The organism is Cyanobacteria bacterium QS_8_64_29, assembly GCA_003022125.1.
GTDB lineage: Bacteria > Cyanobacteriota > Cyanobacteriia > Cyanobacteriales > Rubidibacteraceae > QS-8-64-29.
This window is the reverse complement of record PXQH01000028.1, coordinates 1-21015: the sequence shown is the minus strand read 5'-3', so window position 1 is coordinate 21015 and position 21015 is coordinate 1. Positions and strand designations below refer to the sequence as shown.

Sequence of the window (21015 nt, the reverse complement as noted above, 5' to 3'; positions counted from 1 at the left end):
GGGGCCCTGGCAAGCTCCACCCCCGCTTACTCACTTGCTAGCTAGACCATCGCACGCGTAGAAGGAGACGCTTTATGCGACTGACGCAAGGAACCTTTTCGTTCTTGCCCGATTTCACCGACGATGAAATCCGCGCGCAAGTTCAGTACGCCATCAACAACGGCTGGGTCATCAACGTCGAGTTCACCGACGACCCTCACCCGCGCAACAACCAGTGGGAGATGTGGGGCCTTCCCATGTTCGACATGAAGGACCCCGAGGCCATCATGTACGAGATCAACGAGTGCCGCAAAGCGTATCCCAACTACTACATCAAGGTTAATGCCTACGACAATACGCTCGAGCGGCAGAGCATGGCCCTGTCCTTTATCGTCAACCGGCCCACCGACGACGATCCTGGCTTCCTGCTGCAGCGGCAGGAGACCAACGACCGCCACATCCACTACATGATGACCAGCTACGCCGTGGCCGAGAATCCGGCCGGCGAGCGCTACAGCAAGTAACGGACTAGCTGTTGGTTGGGGCAGCTTGGCTGCCCCAGCCGGCTGGCGATAATAGAAGTGGCGTTAGCGCTTCAAAAGGAGGGCAGCGATGAGTCAAGCGACCAGTTGGGGATCCCGGCAACCCGAGCAGGAGCCCGAAGAAGAGGAGCAGCCGGAAGAAGAACAAGGGGTCTCATTGGATGAGATCTCCACCGACGAGCCCATCGACCTGGAAAAAGAATTCAAGGATGCCCGCATCCAGGAAGTCCTCGACAAGCTGGACGAGGAGCTAGTCGGCCTGCAGCCGGTCAAAGAGCGCATCCGCGAAATCGCGACCTTGCTGCTGGTGGGTCGGATCCGCAAGCGCATGGGCTTGCACGCTGCCGACCCTGGGTTGCACATGTGCTTTACCGGCAACCCCGGCACGGGCAAGACCACCGTGGCCACGCGCATGGCCGACATTCTCTACCGTTTGGGCTACGTCCGCAAGGGGCACCTCGTTGCCGTTACGCGCGACGACCTGGTTGGCGAGTACATCGGCCACACGGCGCCCAAGACCAAAGAGGTGCTCAAAAACGCCATGGGTGGCGTGCTGTTTATCGATGAGGCCTACTACCTTTACCGGCCCGAGAACGAGCGCGACTACGGTCAGGAAGCGATCGAGATTCTGCTGCAGTTCATGGAGAACCAGCGGGACGACATCGTGGTCATCCTGGCCGGCTACGACCACCTCATGGAGAAATTCTTCCAGAGCAACCCGGGCATGCGATCCCGCATTGCCCACCACATCGAGTTTCCGGACTTTACGCCGGATGAGTTGCTCGAGATCTCGCGTCGCATGATTGAAGGCTACCAGTATCGCTTTAGTGCGGAAGCTGAAAAGGCCTTCCGCGACTACATCGAGCGGCGCATGCAGATGCCCCACTTTGCCAACGCGCGCAGCGTCCGCAATGCCATCGACCGCATCCGGCTGCGCCATGCCAAGCGGCTGTTTTCGAGCGGCCGGCAGCTAACCACCGGCGATTTGATTACCATTGAGTCCGATGAGATCCTGGCCAGCCGGGTCTTTAAGGACGGTCTGCCCGATAGCGCACAAGAGCTCGAACAGGCGCATGCCAATGACGGAGCCGCTGGCAACTGAGGCGTCGGGATCGAGAGCAGAAGCAGTCAACCCCCTATGCTCGGTAGGGGGTTGAAACATGGCAGTGCCCAATAGCGCACCGCTGGCTTACTCCTGCCGGTAGCGGCTGGCCTGCTGGCGCAGCTGGAGCGCTTGCGGCGATGGCTGATAGCCAAACTGATGGCGCGGCTGGTTGAGGTTGACCTCGGCATTGGGGCCGGCGATCGCGCGCAGCAAGCTGGCAATCTGGGTGCTGCGCTCTAGAATTTGGCGCCAGGCCCCATAGGTGGGACAGGTAATCTCTAGTAGAGGGCCTTTAGCCCCCGGGCGAATCGTCCACTCGCACGTCTCGAGCACCCCCTGCAGCGCTTCGCCGCAGGCATCGTTAAACTGGCGCAACAGCTCGGCCTGCTGGTTAAGTCTGGCCACGTGATCGAGATCGGCCGGCGTCAGCCCCTGCGGCCGATCTTCGGGAGGCAGGTTCCCGCCGCCACGCTCGGGCGTTTGGTTCATGGCAGGACCTCGCTGAGCTGGGCAAGTTAATGCCCATCATAGAGGAATGGGGGGGTCCCCATCAAAGCCTCCGGGCAGTCCTGCTACTGCAGCGTGCGCGGATCGAGCGCGTCGCGCAGGCCATCCCCTAGCAGGTTGAAGGCCCAGACCGTCAGCACGATCAACAGCGCCGGCGGCCAAATCAACCAAGGCTGCAGCACCACGACTGAGGCGTTGGTGGCCAGCGAGAGCATGTTGCCCCATGACGGATCGGGCTGCTGGATGCCCAGCCCAATCAAGCTCAGGATGGATTCGGCCACAATAAAGCTGGGGACGGCCAGCGTGGCCTGGATGATGGCGTAGGTCACGGTCTGGGGCAGGATTTGGCGAGCGATGGTGTAGAACGAACTAGCCCCCATAGCGCGAGAGGCCTCGACGAACTCGCGCTCTTTGAGCGATAGCGTCTGGCCCCGGATGACGCGCGCCAGCCCCGGCCAGTTGACCAGCGACAGGACGACGACGATCAGCAAAAACTGCTGGGCGCTGCTCAGCCCCGGTGGCAAAACGGCCGATAGCGCCACGAGCAAATAAAGCGAGGGGATCGCCATCAGCACTTCCACCAAGCGCATCAGGGCTGCATCGAGCCAGCCGCCAAAGTAGCCCGACAGGCCGCCGATGAGCATGCCCAGCGGGAACGAGACAGCAATGCCCACCAACCCGATGCTAAGGCTAATGCGGCCGCCGTGAACGAGGCGGCTGAACTGGTCCCGCCCTTGCTCGTCGGTGCCTAGCAGGTTGAACTTGGCCGGTCCGCGCGTCCCGAACAGGTGCCGATCGCATTCAATGCCGGGCCAAATTTCAACTTGCCGAAAATCGGGCGGTAGCGGCAGCTTGAGCTGGAATAGCTGGTAGGTGGAACCGCGCGCAAACAGCGTCAACCGGGCGGGCTGCTCCCGATCAACGCGCAACTGCCGCTCGCCCGTTTCCAGTCGGACGGGGCCTTGCTGGGTGGGATAAACGTAGGGCCAGACAAACTCGCCCTGTTGGTTCTGCCAGTGGATTTGGGTCGGCGGTAGCAACGACCCCTTGGGCTGCGCAACGTAGGGGTCGTAGGGGGCAACAAAGTCGGCCCCAATAACGGCCAGATAAAAAACGAGTAGCAGCAAGCCCCCCAAGCGAGCGAGCGGGTTGTGCTTGAGCTTGCGCCACCCATCCATAGCGTTTTCCAGCGGGCTGTTGACGCGGCAGGGCTTGGCCGCCCGCTCAGTCTAGCAAGCAATGGTCATGCCGCGCGGCGGCCTCGGGCAACCAGGGCACGCTAGCCAAACCAGTGCGAGGGACTGCAAACGACGGCGTTGCGCTCGCTCGCCGCTGTGACATCGCACCCGCGATCGCGTCGCTGGCAAATCCGGCTCATGCCTTCCTCAAGCAACTGGACAATTTGCGATCGCAGCTGCGCGGCAACCGTCGCATCGGCACTGGCTATCCCGCTCTCACCGGCCTCGCAGCAAGTGTATTGGTGCGGAACGCGCCACAAAATGAACGAGATGAGCTCCTCGCGGGGCTTGGGCAGGCTAAAGATGGCTCGGTACGGGTGGTTGCTCGGATATTGGTCCAGCCGCTTGTTGAGCTCCTCCTGCGTGATCGATTCGGTCAAGTTGACAACGGTTTTAGTCATGGTACTCCCCCAGCTCGTTTGACAAGAGATAGGTATAAATGCGAGTGCCCGTCCGCTTATCAAGAACCAAGCACCTTCTATTAACTAAGCTAGACCAAATATCCCCTAATTTACTAATCTCTTTACCAGAGTTAACGCCGCCCCAACCAGAAGCCGTTTTGGATCGAAAAATTCCCCCGTGCCTGCTCGACCTGGGAAGAAGCCGGACGCATTTAACAGCCGCGGTGCTGCGGAAACGCTAGGCGTGCGAGTTGTTAGCAGGGACGGACTCGAAGCGAGCAGGCAATTCGAGCGGCAATACCTCTTGGCGGCAGGACGGACACAACCAAAATACGCGATTGTGCCGCGCATGGCGCAGCAATCGGGAGCTACCGCAGCAGGGACAAGATACGGCTGCCATAGAGCGGCCTCGCTGCTTATCGACTCGATTAAGAGCCTATATGGCAGCGCTCGTGCCTTAATCTATCGCAGGGCTTACACCGCGCTAGCGATGCCCGTTCTGGCACCGGCATCCAAGCGGCGTGAGGCGGCTGGGATCCGTCCCCATCCGGCCTGCGCGTCCCAAAACCGTTGCGGCGCTAGAGCTGTTTGACCTCGGTCACTAGCTGTCCCACCACCTCTTTGGCGCCGCCAAACAGCATCATGGTGCGGTCTTTGAAGAACAGCTCGTTCTCAACGCCCGAGAAGCCCTGGCCCAGGCTGCGCTTGATGGCGATAGTGTTGCTCGCTTGCTCCACAGCCAAAATCGGCATGCCGTAAATGGGACTGCTGGCATCGTGGCGGGCAGCCGGATTGACGACATCGTTAGCCCCCACCACCAGGGCGACATCGGTTTTTTCAAAGTAAGGGTTAATGTCGTCCATATCGTAGAGCTGGGGGTAGGGCACGTTGGCCTCGGCCAACAGCACATTCATGTGCCCTGGCATGCGGCCCGCCACCGGATGGATGGCGTACTTAACATCCACACCGGCTTGCTCGAGCAGATCGGAGAGCTCGCGGATGGCGTGCTGCGCTTGGGCAACAGCCATGCCGTACCCAGGCACGATGACTACCGAGTTGGCATAGCGCAGCATCATGGCGGCTTCTTCGGGGTCGATGGAGCGGACCGAGCGCTCGTCCTGCGCTCCCGCAGTGCCAGCTGTGGCGGCACTACCGCCGCCAAAGGCCCCAAACAGGACGCTGGGCAGCGAGCGGTTCATGCCCTTGCACATGATTTGGGTCAGGATCAGGCCCGAAGCGCCAACGAGCGCGCCGGCCACAATCAGCATGTTGTTGCCCACAACAAAGCCGGCGGCGCTGGCAGCTAAGCCGGATAGCGAATTCAGCAACGAAATAATAACGGGCATGTCGCCCCCGCCAATGGGAACGACGAGCAAAATGCCCAACAGCGCTGCAATGCCGGTGGTGGCTAGCAAGACCAACTGGCTCTCGGGACTGACCAGCAGGTAGGCACTGCAGGCCAGCAATCCGGCCAGCAGTAGGGCATTTGCCGGTCGTTGCAGCGGGAACGTCAGGGGTTGACCGCTAATGACCCCTTGCAGCTTGCCGACAGCAATCAAGCTTCCCGTCAGCGTCAGCCCGCCAATTGCGACCCCCAGCACGATGGTGACGATCGCGGCGAGCGGAACGCCGCCCCCGAGCGAGCGCCAAAACTCGCCCAGGGCAACCAGGGCCGAAGCGGCACCGCCCAGGCCGTTAAAAAAGCCCACCATTTGGGGCATGGCCGTCATGACGACCTGCCGCGCCAGGATGGCCCCAATGGCGGCGCCAACCGCCAGGCCCAGCAGGATAGTCGAGTAGCTGACAATCTGCTGCTGGAGCAGCGTGACGGCCACAGCCAGCAACATGCCGGTGGCCGACAGCAGGTTGCCTTTTCGAGCTGTTGCGGGGGATCCCAGGTTTTTGAGCCCTAGGATGAAAAGCGACACCGCAACGATGTAGCTGAGTTGGATGACAGTGGGCAAATAATCGCTCACGTCCGAGTTGCTCCTCCGGGCGGTCTATTTTTTGAACATCTGCAGCATGCGATCGGTAACCAGAAAGCCCCCCACAACGTTGATGGTGGCAAGCACGACGGCGGCAAAGCCCAGGCCGCTGGCCAGGGAGCTGCCGTCACTGCCCGCGATCAGGACTGCCCCTAGCAAGGTGATGCCCGAGATGGCGTTGGCGCCCGACATGAGGGGCGTGTGCAGGGTGGGCGGGACTTTGGTGATGACCTCAAACCCGACGAAAGCGGCGAGGACAAAAACGAACAGGCTGCTAATGAGGGCCGTTGCACTCATGCGGATTCAGCTCCTTAGTCGAGCGGGTCTAGACGGTAGTCCCCTCGACGGCTAGCGCATCTTTGACGCGCTGGTTGCGGATCTCGCCGCCGTGGGTCAAGCACGTACTATCGGTAATGTCGTCTTCAAAGTCGAGCTGCAGCTGGCCGTCCCGGATCAGGTGCTGCAGCAGCGACGTAGCGTTGCGGGCGTACATCTGGCTGGCGTGGACGGGCATGGAAGAGGGCAATTTGGCCGGGCCGATGAGCGTCACCCCATGGCGCTGAATTTCTCGGCCCGCCTCAATGCCTTCGCAGTTGCCGCCTTGCTCGCAAGCCAAATCAACAATGACCGAGCCGGGCTGCATCTGCGCGATCGCGGCGTCGGTGACTAGCTGGGGCGCTCGCTTGCCCGGCACTTGAGCGGTGGTAATGACGATATCGGCTCGGGCGGCGCACTCGGCAATTAAGGCCTGGCTGCGTTGCTGCGAATCCTGCGAGACCTCGCGGGCGTAGCCGCTCTCGGTTGTGGCCGCCTCATCCAGCTGGGCCTCAGCAAAGGTGGCGCCCAGGCTCTCGACTTGTTCTTTGACCTCGGGGCGAATGTCGAAGGCTTCTACCAGAGCCCCCAAGCGGCGGGCCGTGGCGATCGCCTGCAGGCCGGCTACCCCAGCGCCGACGATGAAGGCCTGCGCCGGCCGGATGGTTCCGGCTGCCGTGGTCAGCATGGGCAGGAACTTGGGGAGCGCCGAGGCACCCAGCAAAACGGATTTGTAGCCAGCAATGTTGGCTTGCGATGAGAGCGCGTCCATGCTCTGGGCGCGGCTGATGCGCGGGATCAGCTCCAAGCTCAACGCCGTGATGTTTTGCCGGGCCAACTGCTGGGCGATCCGGGGCTGCCCCAACGGATCGAAAAAGCCCACGACCGCGCTGCCGGCTGGCAGCTGCTGGATTTCCGCGCTGCTGGGTGGGGCGACCCGAGCCACCGCATCGGCACCCACCCAAAGTGAAGCCCGATCGGTGACAACGGAGGCGCCAGCTTCCTGGTAATCGGCATCGCTAAAGTAGGCTGCCTCGCCGGCTCCAGCTTCGATCTGACATTCCCAGCCATCTTTGGTCAGGCGCCGTACCGCATCGGGCGTTAAGGCAACGCGCTTCTCGCCTGCAGCGCTCTCTTTGGGGACCGCGACTTTCATTCAGGCTCCTTGCAATTGACGGCAGTCGGTACGCATGCAACCGTCCGGGCTGGCAGTTGGGATGGCCTTGGCAAGCGTCCGCGCTTCTAGGGGGCCTCAAATTTCGACAACCGCACTCCGGCGCGCTACCCTACCATGAGCCAGCAGCGATCGCGAGGTTCGAGCGCCAACGAGCGGGCGGAACCCAAGCAAAGCATCGCCAGTCGGTATTGTGTAGGTGGGGCTGTCGGTCAGTAGCGATTGCCGCAGACAGCACGCCTCCCTATTAATGAGGAATTTGACAGCTATGGTTGCAGCAAAATCGCGCGCGAAACGCCTGGTGGCCGGAGCCGCCGTTACCGGGTGCTTGTTGGGGGTGGCTGGCATCCCGGCTGCTAGCTGGGCGCAAGGAAGTGGCCTGACGATCTTTAGCGGCGTCGAGCGCAAGAACATCCTCGACTATAGCCTGGATTTTGACGGGCGCCCGGATACCATCGACCGCTACCGTTTGAAAGTGCCCGCCAGCAAGCTCAAGGACAAGGGAGCTTACAAGCTCAGAATCAGCTACCCCGATTATTACGACGGGGAATTCGACCCCGATAAAATCGAGATCCGCGTCGATGGGGATGCTGTGCCGCTCGAGCAAGCCGAGTGGCGCCAAGAGCAAAACGAGATCGTCCTGGTACCCCAGCAACCGCTCTCGGGGGAGCGCAGCGCCGAGATCGTGCTCTCCAACGTCCAGAATCCAGATTACGCGGGGACTTACTACTTTCACCTGCAAGTCAGTCCCCAAAAAGGGCCCCCCGGCCAGCGCTACATCGGCACCTGGATCGTAAGCATCGGTTGAGCGGCCAAGGCACAGCTGAGCTAGCATCGGGTGGCTGGAGCTAGCTACAAGCAAGGAGGCGATCGCCGTTGCCCAAGCGCACCCTATGCGGTACCAAGCTAAAGCAAAAACGCCGATCCGGCTTCCGGGCGCGGATGCGGACCAATAACGGCCGGCGCATCATTAACGCGCGGCGCCGCAAGGGGCGCCACCGCTTGTCGGTCTAGCGGGTGGGACTGCCGCAAACTTACCGGCTCAAGCGCCGGCAGGCATTCAAGGCCGTTTATAAAAAAGGGCTGCGCTGCCGGGGGCGCTACCTGACACTGCGCGCGCTGCCGGTTCGCGGCGAGCGACTGCCGCCGCCCCAATTTGGCATTGCGGTCAGTCAAAAGGTCAGCAAAAAAGCCGTCGTTCGCAATCGCATCAAGCGCCAGCTGCGAGCTGCCTTTAAGGCCCTGCTTCCCCAGATCCAGCCCGGCTGGAAGGTGGTTGCCATTGCCAAGCCGGGCGCCTCGGCCTGCGACTACCAATATTTTTTGCAAGAATTGGAGCAGCTACTGGTCCGAGCCGAGGTAAGCGATGGGAGTCCGCGAGGAAACGTTTTTTGAGGGGGGGCCGCACGTGGGCGATTTGCTCATCAACCTGCTGCTGGCGCTGACAGTGGTCTGCCTGCCGCTAACGGTGGGAGCTATCGTGCGGGCGCTATGGTTGCGCTATCGCATCACCGACCGCCGGATCTCCATCCGCGGCGGTTGGCGCAGTCGCGACCGTACCGATATCGTTTACTCCGAAATCGCCAAAATCGTGCAAGTGCCCCGCGGCATCGGGCTTTGGGGTGACATCGTCATTACGATGCGCGATAAAAGCCGCCTCGAGATGCGCGCAGTCCCCAAGCACCGCGATATTTACAACTACATTGCCGAGCGAGCTGCCGACAAAACCGGGAAGCCGCTGGAGGCGATCGCCAGCTGAGCCGAGCGGCTCGCTGCCAGCGCGCCCCGCGCGGGGCAGCCAATCGATTAGGATTGAGACAGCAACACGGCGCCAGGGCCAGACGAGCAACGAATGGATTTCGGCATCGGCTTCCTCTCCAATACCATCATGCTGCCAATCCTGGATTTTTTCTACAGGATTGTGCCCAGCTACGGCTTCGCCATCATTGCGCTGACGCTAGTCATCCGCTTTGCCCTCTATCCGCTGAGCGCCAAGTCCATCCGCAGCATGCGGCGGATGCGGATCGCCCAGCCCGAGATGCAGCGGCGGGTTAAGGAGGTGCAAGAGCGCTACAAGGATGACCCCGCCCAGCAAAAGCAGGCGATGAGCGAGGTCTACAAGGAGTTCGGCAACCCGCTGGCGGGGTGCGTTCCCATCTTGCTGCAGATGCCCATCCTGATCGCGCTCTTCACCACGCTGCGGGGCTCGCCCTTCTCGGCTGCCGAGTACACCTTCAACATCGAGATTTTCCCGCAAGACCAACTCGAGCGCGTCCAGCCGCAGGCCTTTACCAGTGAGGCCAAAAACGTCTATCTGGATAAAGACGAGCGCTATCCCATCGTTTCCACCCTGCCCAGCGGCAAGCAGCTCGCCGTGGGCGATCGCACCCAGGTTGCGTTCCAGACCGAGCAAGGCAAGCCCCTGCAAGCCCTCGCTGCCCAGGAGGAAGCACAGGTGGCCATGCAGCCGCAGTTTGAAGTGACCCGCGGCTCGCAGCGGGTGCGCGTTAGCGAGGATGGCACCATCGAAGCCCTCCAGCCCGGCGAGGCCTCCATTAAGGCCAAAATTCCGGGCGTTGCCAAAGACGAAGGCTTCCTGTTCATTGAGGCGCTGGGCCGCGTGGGCGCCGTCGATGAGGACGGCACCGTTCACTGGGACATTGTGGGCATGGTGCTGTTCTTTGGCCTGAGCTTGTACCTCAACCAGGTGCTCTCAGGCCAGCAAGGCTCGAGCGCCAATCCCCAACAGCAGCTCATTACCAAAATTACGCCCATCCTGTTTACCGGGATGTTCCTGTTTTTTCCCTTACCGGCCGGGGTGCTGCTCTACATCGTCGTTGCCAACATCTTCCAGATCCTGCAAACCCTGATCCTGATGCGCGAGCCCCTGCCCGAGAACTTGCAAAAGCTGGCCGAGCAGCAGGAGCAACAGCAAGCCAAAGCGCAGGGAGAGGACGAGCTGCCGTTTGAGAAGCGCTCGAAGAAAAAGGAAAAAGAGCAAGCATCGGGCTAGGCGATGGCCGAGGCGCAGTGGCAGCGAGGCAAGGAATGGCTGGAGCGCGCGCTGGCGCTTATGGGAATCCCGGTGGCTGTCAAAGCGCCCTCTGCCGAGCTGGTGGCAGCGTGCGATGCAGAAGCCCAGTGGCTGGTTATTGACGAGATGGCGCTGACGCAGCAGCAGCTCGAGTCGCTGCTAGGCGCGGATGGGGCACCGCTGGATGCCTTGCAGTACTGGGCCAACACGCTGCTGAATCAGGGACTGGCCCCAGATGCCCAGAGCGCGTACGCCATCGAGCTCAACGGCTACCGCCAGCGGCGGCAGCAACAACTGCAAGAGCTGGCCGAGCGCGTTGCCCAGCAAGTACGCGAAACCGGACAAGAATCGTACATTGAGTCCCTGTCCTCAGCCGAGCGCCGGCAGGTCCATACCTGGCTCAAGCAATACCGCGATCTAGAGACCTACAGTCGCGGTCAGGAGCCCAACCGCTACTTGGCCGTGCGCTACCGTCCCGAGCGCAATCCCGCCTGAGCGAGCCATGGAAGCCATCGCCATTCCCCAACTCCGCAAGCAACCCGGCGGGCAACTGCACATCCCCGTTGCGGAATTCCTAGAGGGCTTTGAGAGCCTAACGCCGGTGCGCGGCGGGCTAACCGTCACCCACTGCGGTTACTACCTGACGGTTGTCGGCCGGGCCGAGACCATCGCAACGCTGACTTGTGATCGCAGCCTGCAACAGTACAACCAGCGGCTGTGGGTGGATACCCAAGAGCTCATCTGGCTGCGGGATGCCGACGCTCCCCCTGCCGATGGCGAAGTGCCGCTGGAGCAGTGCTGGGAGTCCTTGCCGCCCGATGGGACGTTCTCGCCGGAAGGGTGGCTGTACGAGCAGCTGTGCTTGAGCCTGCCGCTGCAGGCCTTATGTGGCGAAGAGTCGGTGCAAAGCCAGTACGCGTATCGGGATGGGCCACAGCGCGACAGCCGTTGGGCGCCGCTGGAAGCGCTCAAAGCGCAACTTGCGGAATCGGACAATGCCTAGGACGCGAGGCAAACTATGAGCTTTCGCGACGAATTCGAGCTGCTGCTGCGTGCCTGCTATCCGCTGCTCTACATTCCCACGCCCGAAGAAGAGCGCGTGGAGCAAGCGATCGCCGACTGCGCCCAGCGCGCGGGCAATCGCAACGTCTACATCTGGGATTTTGTCGATGGCTATCAGGACAATCCCAACAATGCCGGGATCGGGCAGCGCAACCCGCTGCAAGCGCTCGAGTTCATCGAGCAGCTGCCTGACAACGCAGGCAGCATTGTCGTGCTGCGCGACTTCCATCGCTTTTTGGAAGACATCTCGGTCGCCCGCAAGCTGCGCAATTTGGCGCGCCGTTTGAAGTCGCGCTCCATCAATGTCGCCATCGTCTCGCCCGAGCTGTCCATCCCCACCGATCTGAGCGAGGTGCTGACGGTGGTGGAGTTTCCGCTGCCCAGCGCCGAGGACATTCGAGCCGAAATCCAGCGCCTGCTCGCTGCTAGCAGTCGTTCCGTTTCCGAGCAGCTCCTCAACGAGTTAGTCCGCTCGGCCCAGGGGCTCTCGCTCGAGCGCATCCGGCGCGTGCTGGCGCGCGCGCTGGCCGATCGCGGCGAGCTGCAACCGGACGCCGTCGAGCTGGTGCTAGAGGAAAAGCGCCAGTCCATCCGGCAAACTCAAATTCTGGATTTTTATCCCACCTGCGAGAACATCTCCGACATTGGCGGGCTGGACAACCTCAAGGCGTGGCTGTTGCGCCGCGGCGGGGCCTTTAGCGACCGGGCGCGGGCCTACGGTCTGCCCCACCCGCGCGGCTTGCTGCTGGTGGGCATCCAAGGGACGGGCAAGTCGCTAACGGCCAAAGCGATCGCGCACGACTGGCACCTGCCGCTGCTGCGGCTGGATGTGGGCCGCTTGTTCGCCGGTCTGGTGGGCGAGTCCGAATCGCGCACCCGCCAGACCATCGCGCTGGCGGAGGCGCTGGCCCCCTGCGTGCTGTGGATCGACGAAATTGACAAGGCCTTCTCGGGCGCCGATAGCAGCGGCGACGGTGGGACCACCAGCCGGGTGTTCGGCACCTTTATTACCTGGCTGGCGGAAAAAGAGTCCGCGGTCTTTGTGGTCGCAACGGCCAACAACGTGCGGGCCCTGCCGCCCGAGATGCTGCGCAAAGGGCGCTTTGACGAGGTATTTTTTGTCGATCTGCCCACCGAGTCAGAGCGCCAGGCCATTTTCAACGTGCATCTATCGCGACTGCGCCCGCACAAGGTCAAAGAATTCGACCTCGAGCGGCTGGCGCACGAGACGCCCGAGTTCTCAGGGGCCGAGATCGAGCAGGCCATCATTGAAGCCATGCACACGGGCTTCAGTCAGGAGCGCGATTTCACCACCGAAGACATCTTGGAGGCCGCCAGCGAGATCGTGCCGCTGGCGCGCACGGCCCAGGATGAGATTCAGTTCCTGCAGAGCTGGGTCGCCTCGGGCAAGGCGCGCCCTGCCTCGCGCGAGGGCGATTTGAGCAGCCGCATCCAGCGCCAGCTCCAACAGTAGCCCGGCTCAGTTGGGTGGGTGGCAAGATAGAAATTAAGTTTTTGCGGTGGCGCGGATGCCAACCCAGACCGACGGCGCAGACGAGCTGACAGCTGCCCTAGCGCTAGCCGAAGATGCCGAGCTCGATGAGCTGGTGCGGCTGTTATTCAGCCGCCGCTTCAACCCGCTGGACTACTTGCAGGCACCCGAGCCGGCCGAGATCCGGAGCCGCTCGCGCTAGGCCCAACTAGCAGCCCTGGAGGCGCGGTTTCGCTTTTTGGCGGCGGACGGCGCGACCGTGCTCAAAGGGCGCGCTCAACAGCTAACCTACCGTCAGGCCCTGCTGCGCACCTGCCACTACCTCAAGCTGACCGACATTGCTGCCCTCTCCACCCCGGATCTGGAAGCCGAGGTTTTTCTGCGCTTGAGCGGCCGGGCTTGGAAGCGCTTGCCCGTTGAGCGACAGCAAGCGCTGCTGGCGCAACTGCAGCGATCGCTAGCCGAGCGTGATGCCAGCCAACCGCTGCCCGCCCGCGTGCAGCGCGATCCAGCCCGCCTACTGCTCAAAGGTAGGGGCGCGGCAGCGGTCAGTACCGTTCTGGGACCGATGCTGCTGCGCCAATTGGCCCGCCAGTTTGCCTGGCAGCTCGCTCGCTACCAAGCTGCCCAACAGGCGCTAGCACAGGCTGGTACGGCTGCCGTTGGCCATCAAGCAGCCTTGCACGCCGCCCGCCAGGGCATGGCAGCATCGGCTGCCCGCTACAGTACCGCCCGCGCGGCGCTCTCGTTTGTGGGACCGGCCCTGTGGGGCTGGTTCTTATACCAATTTGAGCAGCGGATGCACGTTTACCAAAGGACATAACTCCCATATTGAGGGGGTTTCGGAGATCGCAATCTAGTGCACAAGCCACGAGAATTGGTATTAACCGATTTGGGCTGGCGGACCATCGCCACCAATTACGGCCGCATCATTCCAGCGATTTTCGTTCTGGCCCAAATTCGGCTGACCCGGGACGAGCCCCAATGGGCAGCTTCAACCGAGCGAGACGGTGGCCGGCCAAATGATCGCCAAGAGCATGCCCAGATTGAAGGCGGCAAAGGCAAACTGCACGCCCAGCACGATTTGCTCGAGCCATAGCTGCGGCTGGTGCGGCGCCGGAAACGCGGCAACGAGGGTATGCCCGCGCCACAGCTGCCACAGGCGAAAGGCAGTATAGGGCGTGCCTGCTGGGACGACCATGGCGGCAAACAGCAGCTCGCTCAGCACGCGCATTGAGGTGTCACTGGAGCCAGGCGAAGGTATCGTGTGGGAAACAGAGCCGTGCCCGGCTGGCTACGAACGCGAGGTTTTGCGGTTCTAGAGCATCCTAAACGGATCGGAAGCGAACGCAATCTGCCAAGAGCACCTTAAAGCGGTAGGATCGGGCTAACCGTTTCTCTGGGGAGGGGAGCAGTTGTGTGGGGAGCCTCCATTGATTGAATTGATTGAGAGCTGCCTTAAGGCCATGGCGCTAAACCAGCAGCGGCCAAAACGCGACGGCCCACAACCCCAAGTTGAGTGCAGTAAAAGCAAACAGCGCTCCCAAGACGAATTGCTCAAGCAGTAGCTGCCGCGGGCGCTGAGCAGGGGAGTTTGTCACTGCAACGTGCCCGCACTACAACTGCCAAAGGCGCAGGGCAGCGTAGAGGGTGCTGGTGGGAGCATCCATAGTGGCAAATAGCGCTTTGTCCAAGATGCGTGCAGTTAAGACCTGGGCGAACACCACCAGCAGATAATAGCCCATGACCTGCCGCCAGAGAGGGCGCCGCCATCCCAAAAGCAGCGCAACGGTAGGGAGAACGAGCCCCAGCCAGACGGTTAGCTGCAACCAGAAAGCCGCAAAGTCTTGCAGGAAAGGCCGATCGGGGAACTGAGCTTGGACTGGTAGGACGCCCAGCGTTACTAGCCAGTCAAATAGCCCCAGAGTGGCTGAAATGACTGCAACCCAAAGCAGCGTTCCCTGCCAGTGGAGCGGTGCTTGAGCCGGGATACGGGATGTCATGCTATGCGAGGCGATCGCAATACAGCGTTTGGACCCAACTCCACTACCAGACCGGATCCTCGAGCAGCGCGATCGTCAGCGAGTCCTGCTCGCTGGGTACGGCCGAGATGCAAGCACAAATGGGGGTGCCGTCGCCCAGCTCCACTTCGCAGGCGTGACAGCTGCCCATCAGGCAGCCGGTGGGAATGAACACCCCTGCCCGCTCCGCCACTTGCAGCAGCGGCTCGCCTGGTTCGGCCGCGATCGCCACATCGTTGGGCAAAAAGCGCACTTGTACGCTAGTGGGGGCCTCGTTACTCATGGGCGTCGGGCAGTAGCGGCGTTAGGTCCAAATAAGTCTCGCCCCAATCGGCGATTGCATCCAGGGTAGCCTCTCGCTGCTGGTGGTGGTCGGCCACCTCAACCGCGAGCTCGGGCAGCCCGCGCGCCCGCCGCAGGGCGTTCAGCCAGGCGCGGCGCCAGGGGCCGTTGTCAAAAATCCCGTGCAGGTAGCAACCGCCGACCGTACCAGCGGCGTTGCAGGCGCCCAAATCGGGGTCGTCGAATAGCGGCTGCAAACCATTGGCCGGCTCGCTCGCTCGCGTTTGGCCTTGGTGGATCTCGTAGCCCGCCACGGTCAGCCCCAGCTGCGGCCAGCGGGCGCGCGTGCGGCGCTGGCGGGCCACCTTGTCCGGCTCGATGGCGGTCTCGAGCGGCAGCAGATCCAGGCCCGGGTGGCAGCCGGTTTTGCCTTCCCGGCCCTGCGGATCGGCTAGGGTGCGGCCCAACATTTGAAAGCCGCCGCAAATGCCCAAGATGCGGCCGCCCCGAGCGGCATAATGCTGCAGTTGCGCTGCCATGCCGCTCGCTTGCAGCGCTTCCAGATCGGCCAGCGTCGTTTTGGAGCCCGGCAGGATGACGGCATCGGGCTGACCCAGCGTGTCGTGGGGCTCGCAGTAGCGCAGCGCAACGCTCGCCTCGGCTTCTAGCGGTTCAAAGTCGGTGAAATTGGCAATGCGCGGCAGGCGAATGACGCACAGGGTCAGCTCGGCATCACCCCGGCCGGTCGAGCGCTCGGGCAGGCTGAGCGAATCCTCAGCGGGAAAGGCGCGATCCTGCCAAGGCAGCACCCCCGTCACCGCCAGGCCAGTGCGCTCTTGCAGCCAGCGCAGGCCCGGCTCCAGCAGCGCGCGCTGGCCGCGGAACTTATTGATGGCCACCCCGCGCATGAGGGCACGCTCGGCCGGATCCAGCAGCTCCAGCGTGCCCACGATGTGGGCGAACGCGCCGCCGCGATCGATATCGGCCACTAGCAGGGTTGCAGCGTTGAGGTGGCGCGCAACCCGCATGTTGGTCAGATCGCGGTGCTTGAGGTTGATCTCGGCCGGGCTACCCGCGCCCTCGGCCACGATTAGGTCGCAATCGCGCCCTAGCGCTGCCAGCGCCTGCTCGATCGCCTGCCACCCGGGTTGGAAGTACTGCTCGTAGTAATCCGAGGCATGGGTGCGGCCCACAGCGCGGCCGTTGAGCACCACCTGCGAGGTCATATCCCCCTGGGGCTTGAGCAGGATGGGGTTCATCTCTACCCGGGGGGTAACCCCGGCCGCCCAGGCCTGGACGGCTTGCGCGTGGCCGATCTCGTGCCCGTCTGGGGTGATGTAGGCATTGAGGGCCATGTTTTGGCCCTTAAACGGCGCCACGCGCCAACCGCGCCGCCATAGCATGCAGCAGATGGCGGTTGCAATTAGCGATTTGCCGGCGTGGGAGGTGGTCCCCACCACCATGATGGCTGGCGGCAGGGCGCTCACAGCGACAGGCGCAACCAGCGGTTGAGGCGATCGCGCAAGCGCTCGCCCAGCGAAGGCGCCGGCCAGCTGCCACCGCGCGCCTCCCACTTGGCCACCAGCTGGCGGCCCAGCGGTGTGAGGCGAAAGCTATCGGTGATGCCCTGGCCGTCCACCTCGCGCCGCAGCAGCCCCACGCTAATGAGCCATCCCAGCTCGCGCTCGGCCGCCAGCTCCGAGAGCGAGCGCTGCGCGTAGCCGTGCTGCACGCCCCGCTCGCCGGCAATGGTGGAGACCGGAATGCTGTCGCTGCGCATCTGGGCGAATAGCGGCAGGCGAAAGGGCGAGCAACGCAGGGCCTGATCGGCGCGCGCCACCGTATGCGGCGGGTACTGAAGGTCCTGCCCGTCAGCGGAGGCAGCCATGGCACGGATTCCAACAGGCGGCGGCCCCTATTTTAGATGGGGCAGGCTATCCGCCGATGTAGGACATCTCCACCTTGGACACTCCCGAGGGGGAATGAGCGCGCAGCTCGGAGTAGCGATCACGGCGCTGCTGCCAAATGGCGGCAATGCGCGCCTGAAACTCACCGTCGCTGGCTCCGCCGCGCAGCAACCCGCGCAAGTCGTGGCCCTCGCTGGCAAACAAGCAGGTATGGAGCGCTCCTTCAGCCGAGAGGCGTGCCCGCCGGCAGCTGCCGCAAAAGGGCTGGGTCACCGAAGCGATGATGCCGATTTCGCCGGCCCCATCCCGGTACTGCCAGCGCTCGGCCACCTCACCGGTGTGGTTGGGCTCGAGGGGCGCGATGGGATAGCGGGTGTCGATGGCATCGCAGATCTCGGCCGCCGAGACCACGTTGTCCCAGCGCCAGCCATTGCGGGTGCCCACATCCATGTACTCAATAAAGCGCACGATGTGACCGCTGCCGCGGAACTGGCGCGCGAGCGGCAGGATGCTGCCTTCGTTGGCCCCGCGCTTGATGACGGCATTGATCTTGATGGGGGTCAGCCCGGCGGCCGCAGCGTTTTCAATGCCGGCCAGCACTTGGGCCACCGAGACGCCCACATCATTAATGGCCTGGAAGGTGGCCTCATCCAGGGCATCGAGGCTGACGGTCATGCGGTTGAGGCCGGCATCGCGCAGCGCGCGCGCCTTGGCCGGGGTCACCAGCGACCCGTTGGTGGTGAGCGCAATGTCCTCAATGCCCGGGATCTGGGCCAGGGCGGCCACCAGGCGCTCCAGTTGGGGCCGCAGTAGCGGTTCGCCCCCGGTGAGGCGGATCTTGCGTACGCCCTGGGCGGCAAAGTTGCGGGCCAAGCGCTCGATCTCGGCAAAGCTCAGCAGCTGCGATCGCGGCAAGAAGGCCGCCTCGCCCTCGAACAGGGCCTTGGGCATGCAGTAGGTGCAGCGGAAGTTGCAGCGATCGGTGACCGAGATGCGCAGATCGCGCAGCGGTCGGCCCAGCGTGTCGGTGATGGCGTCGTGATCGGCCATGGGGCAGGCGCAGATAGCTTGGTCCCGATCTTAATCCGCCGCGATCGCAGCACGCCCGCCTGGGGCATTGGGGCGATGCGACCGCCGCATCCAAGGCCGCCCGGGCGCCCGCTGCTAGCATGGCGTGCGATCGCGAGCATTGGGGACGCTCATGCAGCCCATCGACTACGCCATTGTGGCGCTCTACTTGCTGGGGATCGTGGCGCTGGGCATTGTCCTGCAGCGCCGGGCAGCCCGCGGCATCAATGCCTACTTTCTGGGCAACCGCAGCCTGCCCTGGTGGGCGCTGGGCTCCTCGGGCATGGCCTCCAACACCGACATTGCCGGGACCATGCTGATTGCCGCCTTGGTCTACGCGCTGGGAACCAAGGGCTTTTTCATCGAGCTGCGCGGCGGCATTGTCCTCATCATGGCGTTTTTCATGGTGTTTATGGGCAAATGGACCCGGCGCGCCCAGGTCATGACCCTGGCCGAATGGATGCGCTTGCGCTTTGGCGCCGGCCGGCAGGGCAACCTCGCGCGCATTGTTAGCGCCTTGGCCAACTTGGCCGTGTCGATCAGCATTATTAGCTACTTTGCCGTGGGCGGGGGCAAGTTTTTTGCCGAGTTTCTGGGCATCGAGCAGCGCGCGGCCTCGCTGGCGGCCATCGGTCTGGCCATGATCTACACCGCGGCCAGCGGCTTTTACGGCGTCATCTGGACCGATGTCTTTCAGGGCGTGCTGATCTTTGCGGCCATTATTTATGTCTGCGCGGTGGCCTTCCAAACCGCCAGCCTCCCGGAGACTTTCTCGGTCTCGGTACCACTCGGCGGCGGCGAGTTCGAAACCGTCCGGACCTCGCTGGCCGAGTGGAGCAGCCTGGTACCGCCGCTGGCGCTGGACCTGCCCGGGCAATACGCTAGCTACAACCTGCTGGGCGTGACGCTGTTTTTCTATACGGTCAAAACGGTCATGCAGGGCATGGGGGGCTCGGGCGGCTACATGCTGCAGCGCTATTTTGCCGCCCGCAGCGATCGCGAGGCGGGCTTGCTGTCGCTGTTTTGGATCCTGATGCTGGCGTTTCGCTGGCCGCTGGTGACCGCCTTTGCCGTGTTGGGCATCCACTACAGTGCCACGCAGGAGGCGATCGCCGATCCCGAGCTGATTTTGCCCACTGTCATCTCCGAGTACATTCCGGTGGGGGTGACGGGGTTGCTGGTGGCCTGTTTTGTCGCGGCGGCCATGTCCACCTTCGATTCGGTCATCAATGCCAGTGCCGCCTACTGGGTGCGCGATATTTATCAGGGCTATCTCAATCCCAATGCCTCGCAGCGCCAGCTCGTCCTCCAGGGCCGCTTGGCCTCGGTGGGCGTAGTTGCCCTGGGCGTTGGATTCAGCTTTGCCGCCGGGACCATCGAGCAAATCTGGGGCTTTCTGACCTACGGGCTGGGTGCCGGGCTGATCGTGCCGCTGCTTCTGCGCTGGTACTGGTGGCGCTTTAACGGCTACGGCTTTGCCCTGGGCACCCTGGCGGGCATGGCAGCGGCGATCGCGGTCAGAGCGAGTGGCATTGACATGCCCGAGTATGCGGTGTTTCTGCTGCCGAGCGGTGCCTCGCTCCTGGGCTGCCTGGTCGGCACTTGGGCGAGCGAGCCCACCCCGTTTGAGGTGCTGGATCGCTTCTATCGCGTCACGCGTCCGTTTGGCGCTTGGGGTCCCATCCGCAGCCAGCTCGAGCGCGGCACGCAGGCCCAAATCCGCGCGGAGAACCGCCGGGATTTGGTGGCATTGCTGGTGGCCGTGCCCTGGCAGCTAGTGCTGTTTTTGATAGGCATGATGCTGGTCATGCGGCAGTGGGACCAGTTGGGCGGGCTGGCCCTGGCCTTTGTGTTGCTATCCATTGGGCTGTACTGGGTGTGGTTCCGCCACCTCTCGCGAGAGGTCAAAGCCTGACATCCCCTATCAGGTGGAACTGGGGCCTAGGGCAGTGCGTGCGCCTCCAGCATCAGGGAAAAGTGCTTCCTTGGGCTGACGAAACGGCGCTTACTATCCGCTTTAAGTAAGTTGCCACCGCAGAGCAGCGCCGGTTGCTCTGCCTAACTCATTGATATTTGTACGGCCATACCGTACGATACTGAGTATAGGATGCGCATTCGTAGCGTTCGCCATAAAGGGCTCCGGCGTTTGCTCGAAGAGGATGATGGCCGTGGCCTCCCTGGCAACCTCGTCAAGCGCATCCGCAATATCTTGGCCGTACTGTTGGCTGCTTCCGACATGGATTGGAGTTGTCGGACCACCCGGTTGGCGCATCCACCAACTCTCAGGCAAGCGTGCTGGTACGTGGACTGTATCGGTTTCTGGCAACTGGCGCCTTACTTTTGATGTCAGGGATGGTGAGATTTACAACCTCGATTTGGAAGGTTACCACTCATGAGCAAGACTGTTTCTCAAGTTGGGATGAAGCCTCCTCATCCAGGTCAGTTCATCCGTGAGGAAATCTTGGAAGAGCTGGAGCTCTCCATTTCGTGTGCGGCGCAAGCCCTTGGGGTGCGTCGGGCCTCTCTATCCGATCTCGTCCATGAGAAAACGGCTTTGACGCCTGAGATGGCCCTACGGCTGGAGAAAGCTTTTGGGATCTCCATGGAGACCTTGCTGCGCTTGCAAGCGTGGTATGACACGGAAGCTATGCGTCAGCGCTCGGCGGAGATTTCAGTGGAGCGGTTCGTATCTGCTGACCAAAACTAGCGGGATACAAGCCCCGCCCTTTAGGGCGGCTAACTGTGCTACTCTAATAAGAGGGTGTTTTAGAAGTAGTGAGAGTCAAGCCAGTCGTTTGAGAGGGTGTTTTAAAAGTCAGAGAGCTTCCATGGCGTAGGCTGTCTTACCGAAGAAAAAGGAAAACAAGCCATGGAAGCTACCACCCCAGCCTACCCCACGCGGC

At 62.6% G+C, this 21015-nt stretch carries 25 protein-coding genes and 1 pseudogene; 15 read left to right on the top strand and 11 right to left on the bottom strand.

Features of this window, described 5'->3' with window-relative positions; genetic code table 11:
- The first annotated feature begins 74 nt into the window (after nt 1–74).
- On the top strand, nt 75–503 hold the full coding sequence (locus BRC58_05375; protein PSP17775.1) for a ribulose bisphosphate carboxylase small subunit: 429 nt from the start codon (nt 75–77) through the stop codon (nt 501–503).
- Nucleotides 504–591: 88 nt separating this feature from the next.
- Nucleotides 592–1623: a CbbX protein gene (gene cbbX / locus BRC58_05370; GenBank protein ID PSP17774.1), complete on the top strand. Its 1032-nt coding sequence runs from the start codon at nt 592–594 to the stop codon at nt 1621–1623.
- Nucleotides 1624–1710: 87 nt separating this feature from the next.
- Here the strand turns inward: cbbX and BRC58_05365 are convergent, their stop codons facing one another.
- From BRC58_05365 to BRC58_05340, 6 genes are all read right to left on the bottom strand, one after another.
- On the bottom strand, nt 1711–2115 hold the full coding sequence (locus tag BRC58_05365) for a hypothetical protein (GenBank protein PSP17773.1): 405 nt from the start codon (nt 2113–2115) through the stop codon (nt 1711–1713).
- Nucleotides 2116–2198: 83 nt separating this feature from the next.
- Complete coding sequence (locus BRC58_05360) at nt 2199–3311, bottom strand: ABC transporter substrate-binding protein (GenBank protein PSP17772.1); 1113 nt, start codon at nt 3309–3311, stop codon at nt 2199–2201.
- A gap of 101 nt (nt 3312–3412) precedes the next feature.
- Nucleotides 3413–3772 (bottom strand): hypothetical protein, encoded by a 360-nt coding sequence (locus BRC58_05355; GenBank protein ID PSP17771.1) that lies wholly within the window; start codon nt 3770–3772, stop codon nt 3413–3415.
- A 578-nt stretch (nt 3773–4350) separates the two neighbouring features.
- Entirely contained in the window at nt 4351–5748 is a 1398-nt protein-coding gene (locus tag BRC58_05350) for an NAD synthetase (GenBank protein PSP17770.1), read from the bottom strand.
- 24 nt (nt 5749–5772) lie between these two features.
- Nucleotides 5773–6054 carry an NAD(P) transhydrogenase subunit alpha gene (locus BRC58_05345; GenBank protein PSP17769.1) on the bottom strand — a complete coding sequence of 94 codons (282 nt, stop codon included), beginning with the start codon at nt 6052–6054 and terminating at the stop codon, nt 5773–5775.
- Nucleotides 6055–6082: 28 nt separating this feature from the next.
- Entirely contained in the window at nt 6083–7228 is a 1146-nt protein-coding gene (locus tag BRC58_05340; GenBank protein PSP17768.1) for an NAD(P)(+) transhydrogenase (Re/Si-specific) subunit alpha, read from the bottom strand.
- A gap of 286 nt (nt 7229–7514) precedes the next feature.
- Between BRC58_05340 and BRC58_05335 the strand changes: the two genes are divergently transcribed.
- The 10 genes from BRC58_05335 (at nt 7515) to BRC58_05290 (ending at nt 13933) form a co-directional block, all read left to right on the top strand.
- Entirely contained in the window at nt 7515–8054 is a 540-nt protein-coding gene (locus tag BRC58_05335) for a hypothetical protein (GenBank protein PSP17767.1), read from the top strand.
- Between the two features lie 68 nt (nt 8055–8122).
- On the top strand, nt 8123–8260 hold the full coding sequence (rpmH, locus tag BRC58_05330) for a 50S ribosomal protein L34 (GenBank protein PSP17766.1): 138 nt from the start codon (nt 8123–8125) through the stop codon (nt 8258–8260).
- A gap of 3 nt (nt 8261–8263) precedes the next feature.
- The gene (locus BRC58_05325) at nt 8264–8641 is read left to right on the top strand and encodes a ribonuclease P protein component (protein PSP17765.1); all 378 of its coding nucleotides are present in this window, start codon (nt 8264–8266) and stop codon (nt 8639–8641) included.
- Complete coding sequence (locus tag BRC58_05320; GenBank protein ID PSP17764.1) at nt 8613–9005, top strand: ribonuclease P; 393 nt, start codon at nt 8613–8615, stop codon at nt 9003–9005. The genes BRC58_05325 and BRC58_05320 overlap by 29 nt, the downstream gene beginning before the upstream one ends.
- Nucleotides 9006–9098: 93 nt before the next feature.
- Nucleotides 9099–10259, top strand: coding sequence for a membrane protein insertase YidC (locus BRC58_05315; protein ID PSP17763.1), 1161 nt, complete (start codon nt 9099–9101; stop codon nt 10257–10259).
- Between the two features lie 3 nt (nt 10260–10262).
- Nucleotides 10263–10775 (top strand): RNA-binding protein, encoded by a 513-nt coding sequence (locus BRC58_05310; protein PSP17762.1) that lies wholly within the window; start codon nt 10263–10265, stop codon nt 10773–10775.
- Nucleotides 10776–10782: 7 nt separating this feature from the next.
- Complete coding sequence (locus BRC58_05305; protein ID PSP17761.1) at nt 10783–11283, top strand: metal-binding protein; 501 nt, start codon at nt 10783–10785, stop codon at nt 11281–11283.
- 15 nt (nt 11284–11298) lie between these two features.
- Nucleotides 11299–12816, top strand: coding sequence for an AAA family ATPase (locus tag BRC58_05300; protein ID PSP17760.1), 1518 nt, complete (start codon nt 11299–11301; stop codon nt 12814–12816).
- A gap of 256 nt (nt 12817–13072) precedes the next feature.
- A complete protein-coding gene (locus BRC58_05295) occupies nt 13073–13657 on the top strand; it encodes a hypothetical protein (GenBank protein ID PSP17759.1) in 585 nt (194 codons plus the stop codon).
- Nucleotides 13658–13711: 54 nt separating this feature from the next.
- Nucleotides 13712–13933 (top strand): hypothetical protein, encoded by a 222-nt coding sequence (locus BRC58_05290; protein ID PSP17758.1) that lies wholly within the window; start codon nt 13712–13714, stop codon nt 13931–13933.
- A gap of 517 nt (nt 13934–14450) precedes the next feature.
- Here BRC58_05290 and BRC58_05285 read toward each other — a convergent pair.
- Genes BRC58_05285 through moaA form a run of 5 tightly spaced genes read right to left on the bottom strand, consistent with a single transcriptional unit; the run spans nt 14451 to nt 18094 of the window.
- Complete coding sequence (locus BRC58_05285; GenBank protein PSP17757.1) at nt 14451–14837, bottom strand: hypothetical protein; 387 nt, start codon at nt 14835–14837, stop codon at nt 14451–14453.
- A gap of 43 nt (nt 14838–14880) precedes the next feature.
- Entirely contained in the window at nt 14881–15138 is a 258-nt protein-coding gene (locus BRC58_05280) for a (2Fe-2S)-binding protein (GenBank protein PSP17756.1), read from the bottom strand.
- Nucleotides 15131–16600 (bottom strand): cobyric acid synthase CobQ, encoded by a 1470-nt coding sequence (locus BRC58_05275; GenBank protein PSP17782.1) that lies wholly within the window; start codon nt 16598–16600, stop codon nt 15131–15133. The genes BRC58_05280 and BRC58_05275 overlap by 8 nt, the downstream gene beginning before the upstream one ends.
- Nucleotides 16601–16620: 20 nt before the next feature.
- A complete protein-coding gene (locus BRC58_05270; GenBank protein ID PSP17755.1) occupies nt 16621–17025 on the bottom strand; it encodes a hypothetical protein in 405 nt (134 codons plus the stop codon).
- A gap of 46 nt (nt 17026–17071) precedes the next feature.
- Complete coding sequence (gene moaA / locus BRC58_05265) at nt 17072–18094, bottom strand: GTP 3',8-cyclase MoaA (GenBank protein PSP17754.1); 1023 nt, start codon at nt 18092–18094, stop codon at nt 17072–17074.
- Between the two features lie 151 nt (nt 18095–18245).
- On the opposite strand from moaA, the gene BRC58_05260 reads away from it, so the two are divergent.
- From BRC58_05260 to higA, 3 genes and pseudogenes are all read left to right on the top strand, one after another.
- A complete protein-coding gene (locus BRC58_05260; protein PSP17753.1) occupies nt 18246–20027 on the top strand; it encodes a sodium:solute symporter in 1782 nt (593 codons plus the stop codon).
- A gap of 192 nt (nt 20028–20219) precedes the next feature.
- A pseudogene (locus tag BRC58_05255) lies at nt 20220–20508 on the top strand (plasmid maintenance system killer).
- Nucleotides 20505–20819: an addiction module antidote protein, HigA family gene (gene higA, locus BRC58_05250; protein PSP17752.1), complete on the top strand. Its 315-nt coding sequence runs from the start codon at nt 20505–20507 to the stop codon at nt 20817–20819. The pseudogene BRC58_05255 and the gene higA overlap by 4 nt, the downstream one beginning before the upstream one ends.
- The last annotated feature ends 196 nt before the right edge of the window (nt 20820–21015 follow it).

Excerpts from the sequence above, each read along its gene's own strand:
- BRC58_05375 (PSP17775.1), top strand. The coding sequence starts at position 75 with ATGCGACTGACGCAAGGAACCTTTTCGTTCTTGCCCGATTTCACCGAC.
- cbbX (PSP17774.1), top strand. The coding sequence starts at position 592 with ATGAGTCAAGCGACCAGTTGGGGATCCCGGCAACCCGAGCAGGAGCCC.
- BRC58_05365 (PSP17773.1), bottom strand. The coding sequence starts at position 2,115 with ATGAACCAAACGCCCGAGCGTGGCGGCGGGAACCTGCCTCCCGAAGAT.
- BRC58_05360 (PSP17772.1), bottom strand. The coding sequence starts at position 3,311 with ATGGATGGGTGGCGCAAGCTCAAGCACAACCCGCTCGCTCGCTTGGGG.
- BRC58_05355 (PSP17771.1), bottom strand. The coding sequence starts at position 3,772 with ATGACTAAAACCGTTGTCAACTTGACCGAATCGATCACGCAGGAGGAG.
- BRC58_05345 (PSP17769.1), bottom strand. The coding sequence starts at position 6,054 with ATGAGTGCAACGGCCCTCATTAGCAGCCTGTTCGTTTTTGTCCTCGCC.
- BRC58_05340 (PSP17768.1), bottom strand. The coding sequence starts at position 7,228 with ATGAAAGTCGCGGTCCCCAAAGAGAGCGCTGCAGGCGAGAAGCGCGTT.
- BRC58_05335 (PSP17767.1), top strand. The coding sequence starts at position 7,515 with ATGGTTGCAGCAAAATCGCGCGCGAAACGCCTGGTGGCCGGAGCCGCC.
- BRC58_05320 (PSP17764.1), top strand. The coding sequence starts at position 8,613 with ATGGGAGTCCGCGAGGAAACGTTTTTTGAGGGGGGGCCGCACGTGGGC.
- BRC58_05315 (PSP17763.1), top strand. The coding sequence starts at position 9,099 with ATGGATTTCGGCATCGGCTTCCTCTCCAATACCATCATGCTGCCAATC.
- BRC58_05310 (PSP17762.1), top strand. The coding sequence starts at position 10,263 with ATGGCCGAGGCGCAGTGGCAGCGAGGCAAGGAATGGCTGGAGCGCGCG.
- BRC58_05305 (PSP17761.1), top strand. The coding sequence starts at position 10,783 with ATGGAAGCCATCGCCATTCCCCAACTCCGCAAGCAACCCGGCGGGCAA.
- BRC58_05300 (PSP17760.1), top strand. The coding sequence starts at position 11,299 with ATGAGCTTTCGCGACGAATTCGAGCTGCTGCTGCGTGCCTGCTATCCG.
- BRC58_05285 (PSP17757.1), bottom strand. The coding sequence starts at position 14,837 with ATGACATCCCGTATCCCGGCTCAAGCACCGCTCCACTGGCAGGGAACG.
- BRC58_05280 (PSP17756.1), bottom strand. The coding sequence starts at position 15,138 with ATGAGTAACGAGGCCCCCACTAGCGTACAAGTGCGCTTTTTGCCCAAC.
- BRC58_05275 (PSP17782.1), bottom strand. The coding sequence starts at position 16,600 with ATGGTGGTGGGGACCACCTCCCACGCCGGCAAATCGCTAATTGCAACC.
- BRC58_05270 (PSP17755.1), bottom strand. The coding sequence starts at position 17,025 with ATGGCTGCCTCCGCTGACGGGCAGGACCTTCAGTACCCGCCGCATACG.
- moaA (PSP17754.1), bottom strand. The coding sequence starts at position 18,094 with ATGGCCGATCACGACGCCATCACCGACACGCTGGGCCGACCGCTGCGC.
- BRC58_05260 (PSP17753.1), top strand. The coding sequence starts at position 18,246 with ATGCAGCCCATCGACTACGCCATTGTGGCGCTCTACTTGCTGGGGATC.
- higA (PSP17752.1), top strand. The coding sequence starts at position 20,505 with ATGAGCAAGACTGTTTCTCAAGTTGGGATGAAGCCTCCTCATCCAGGT.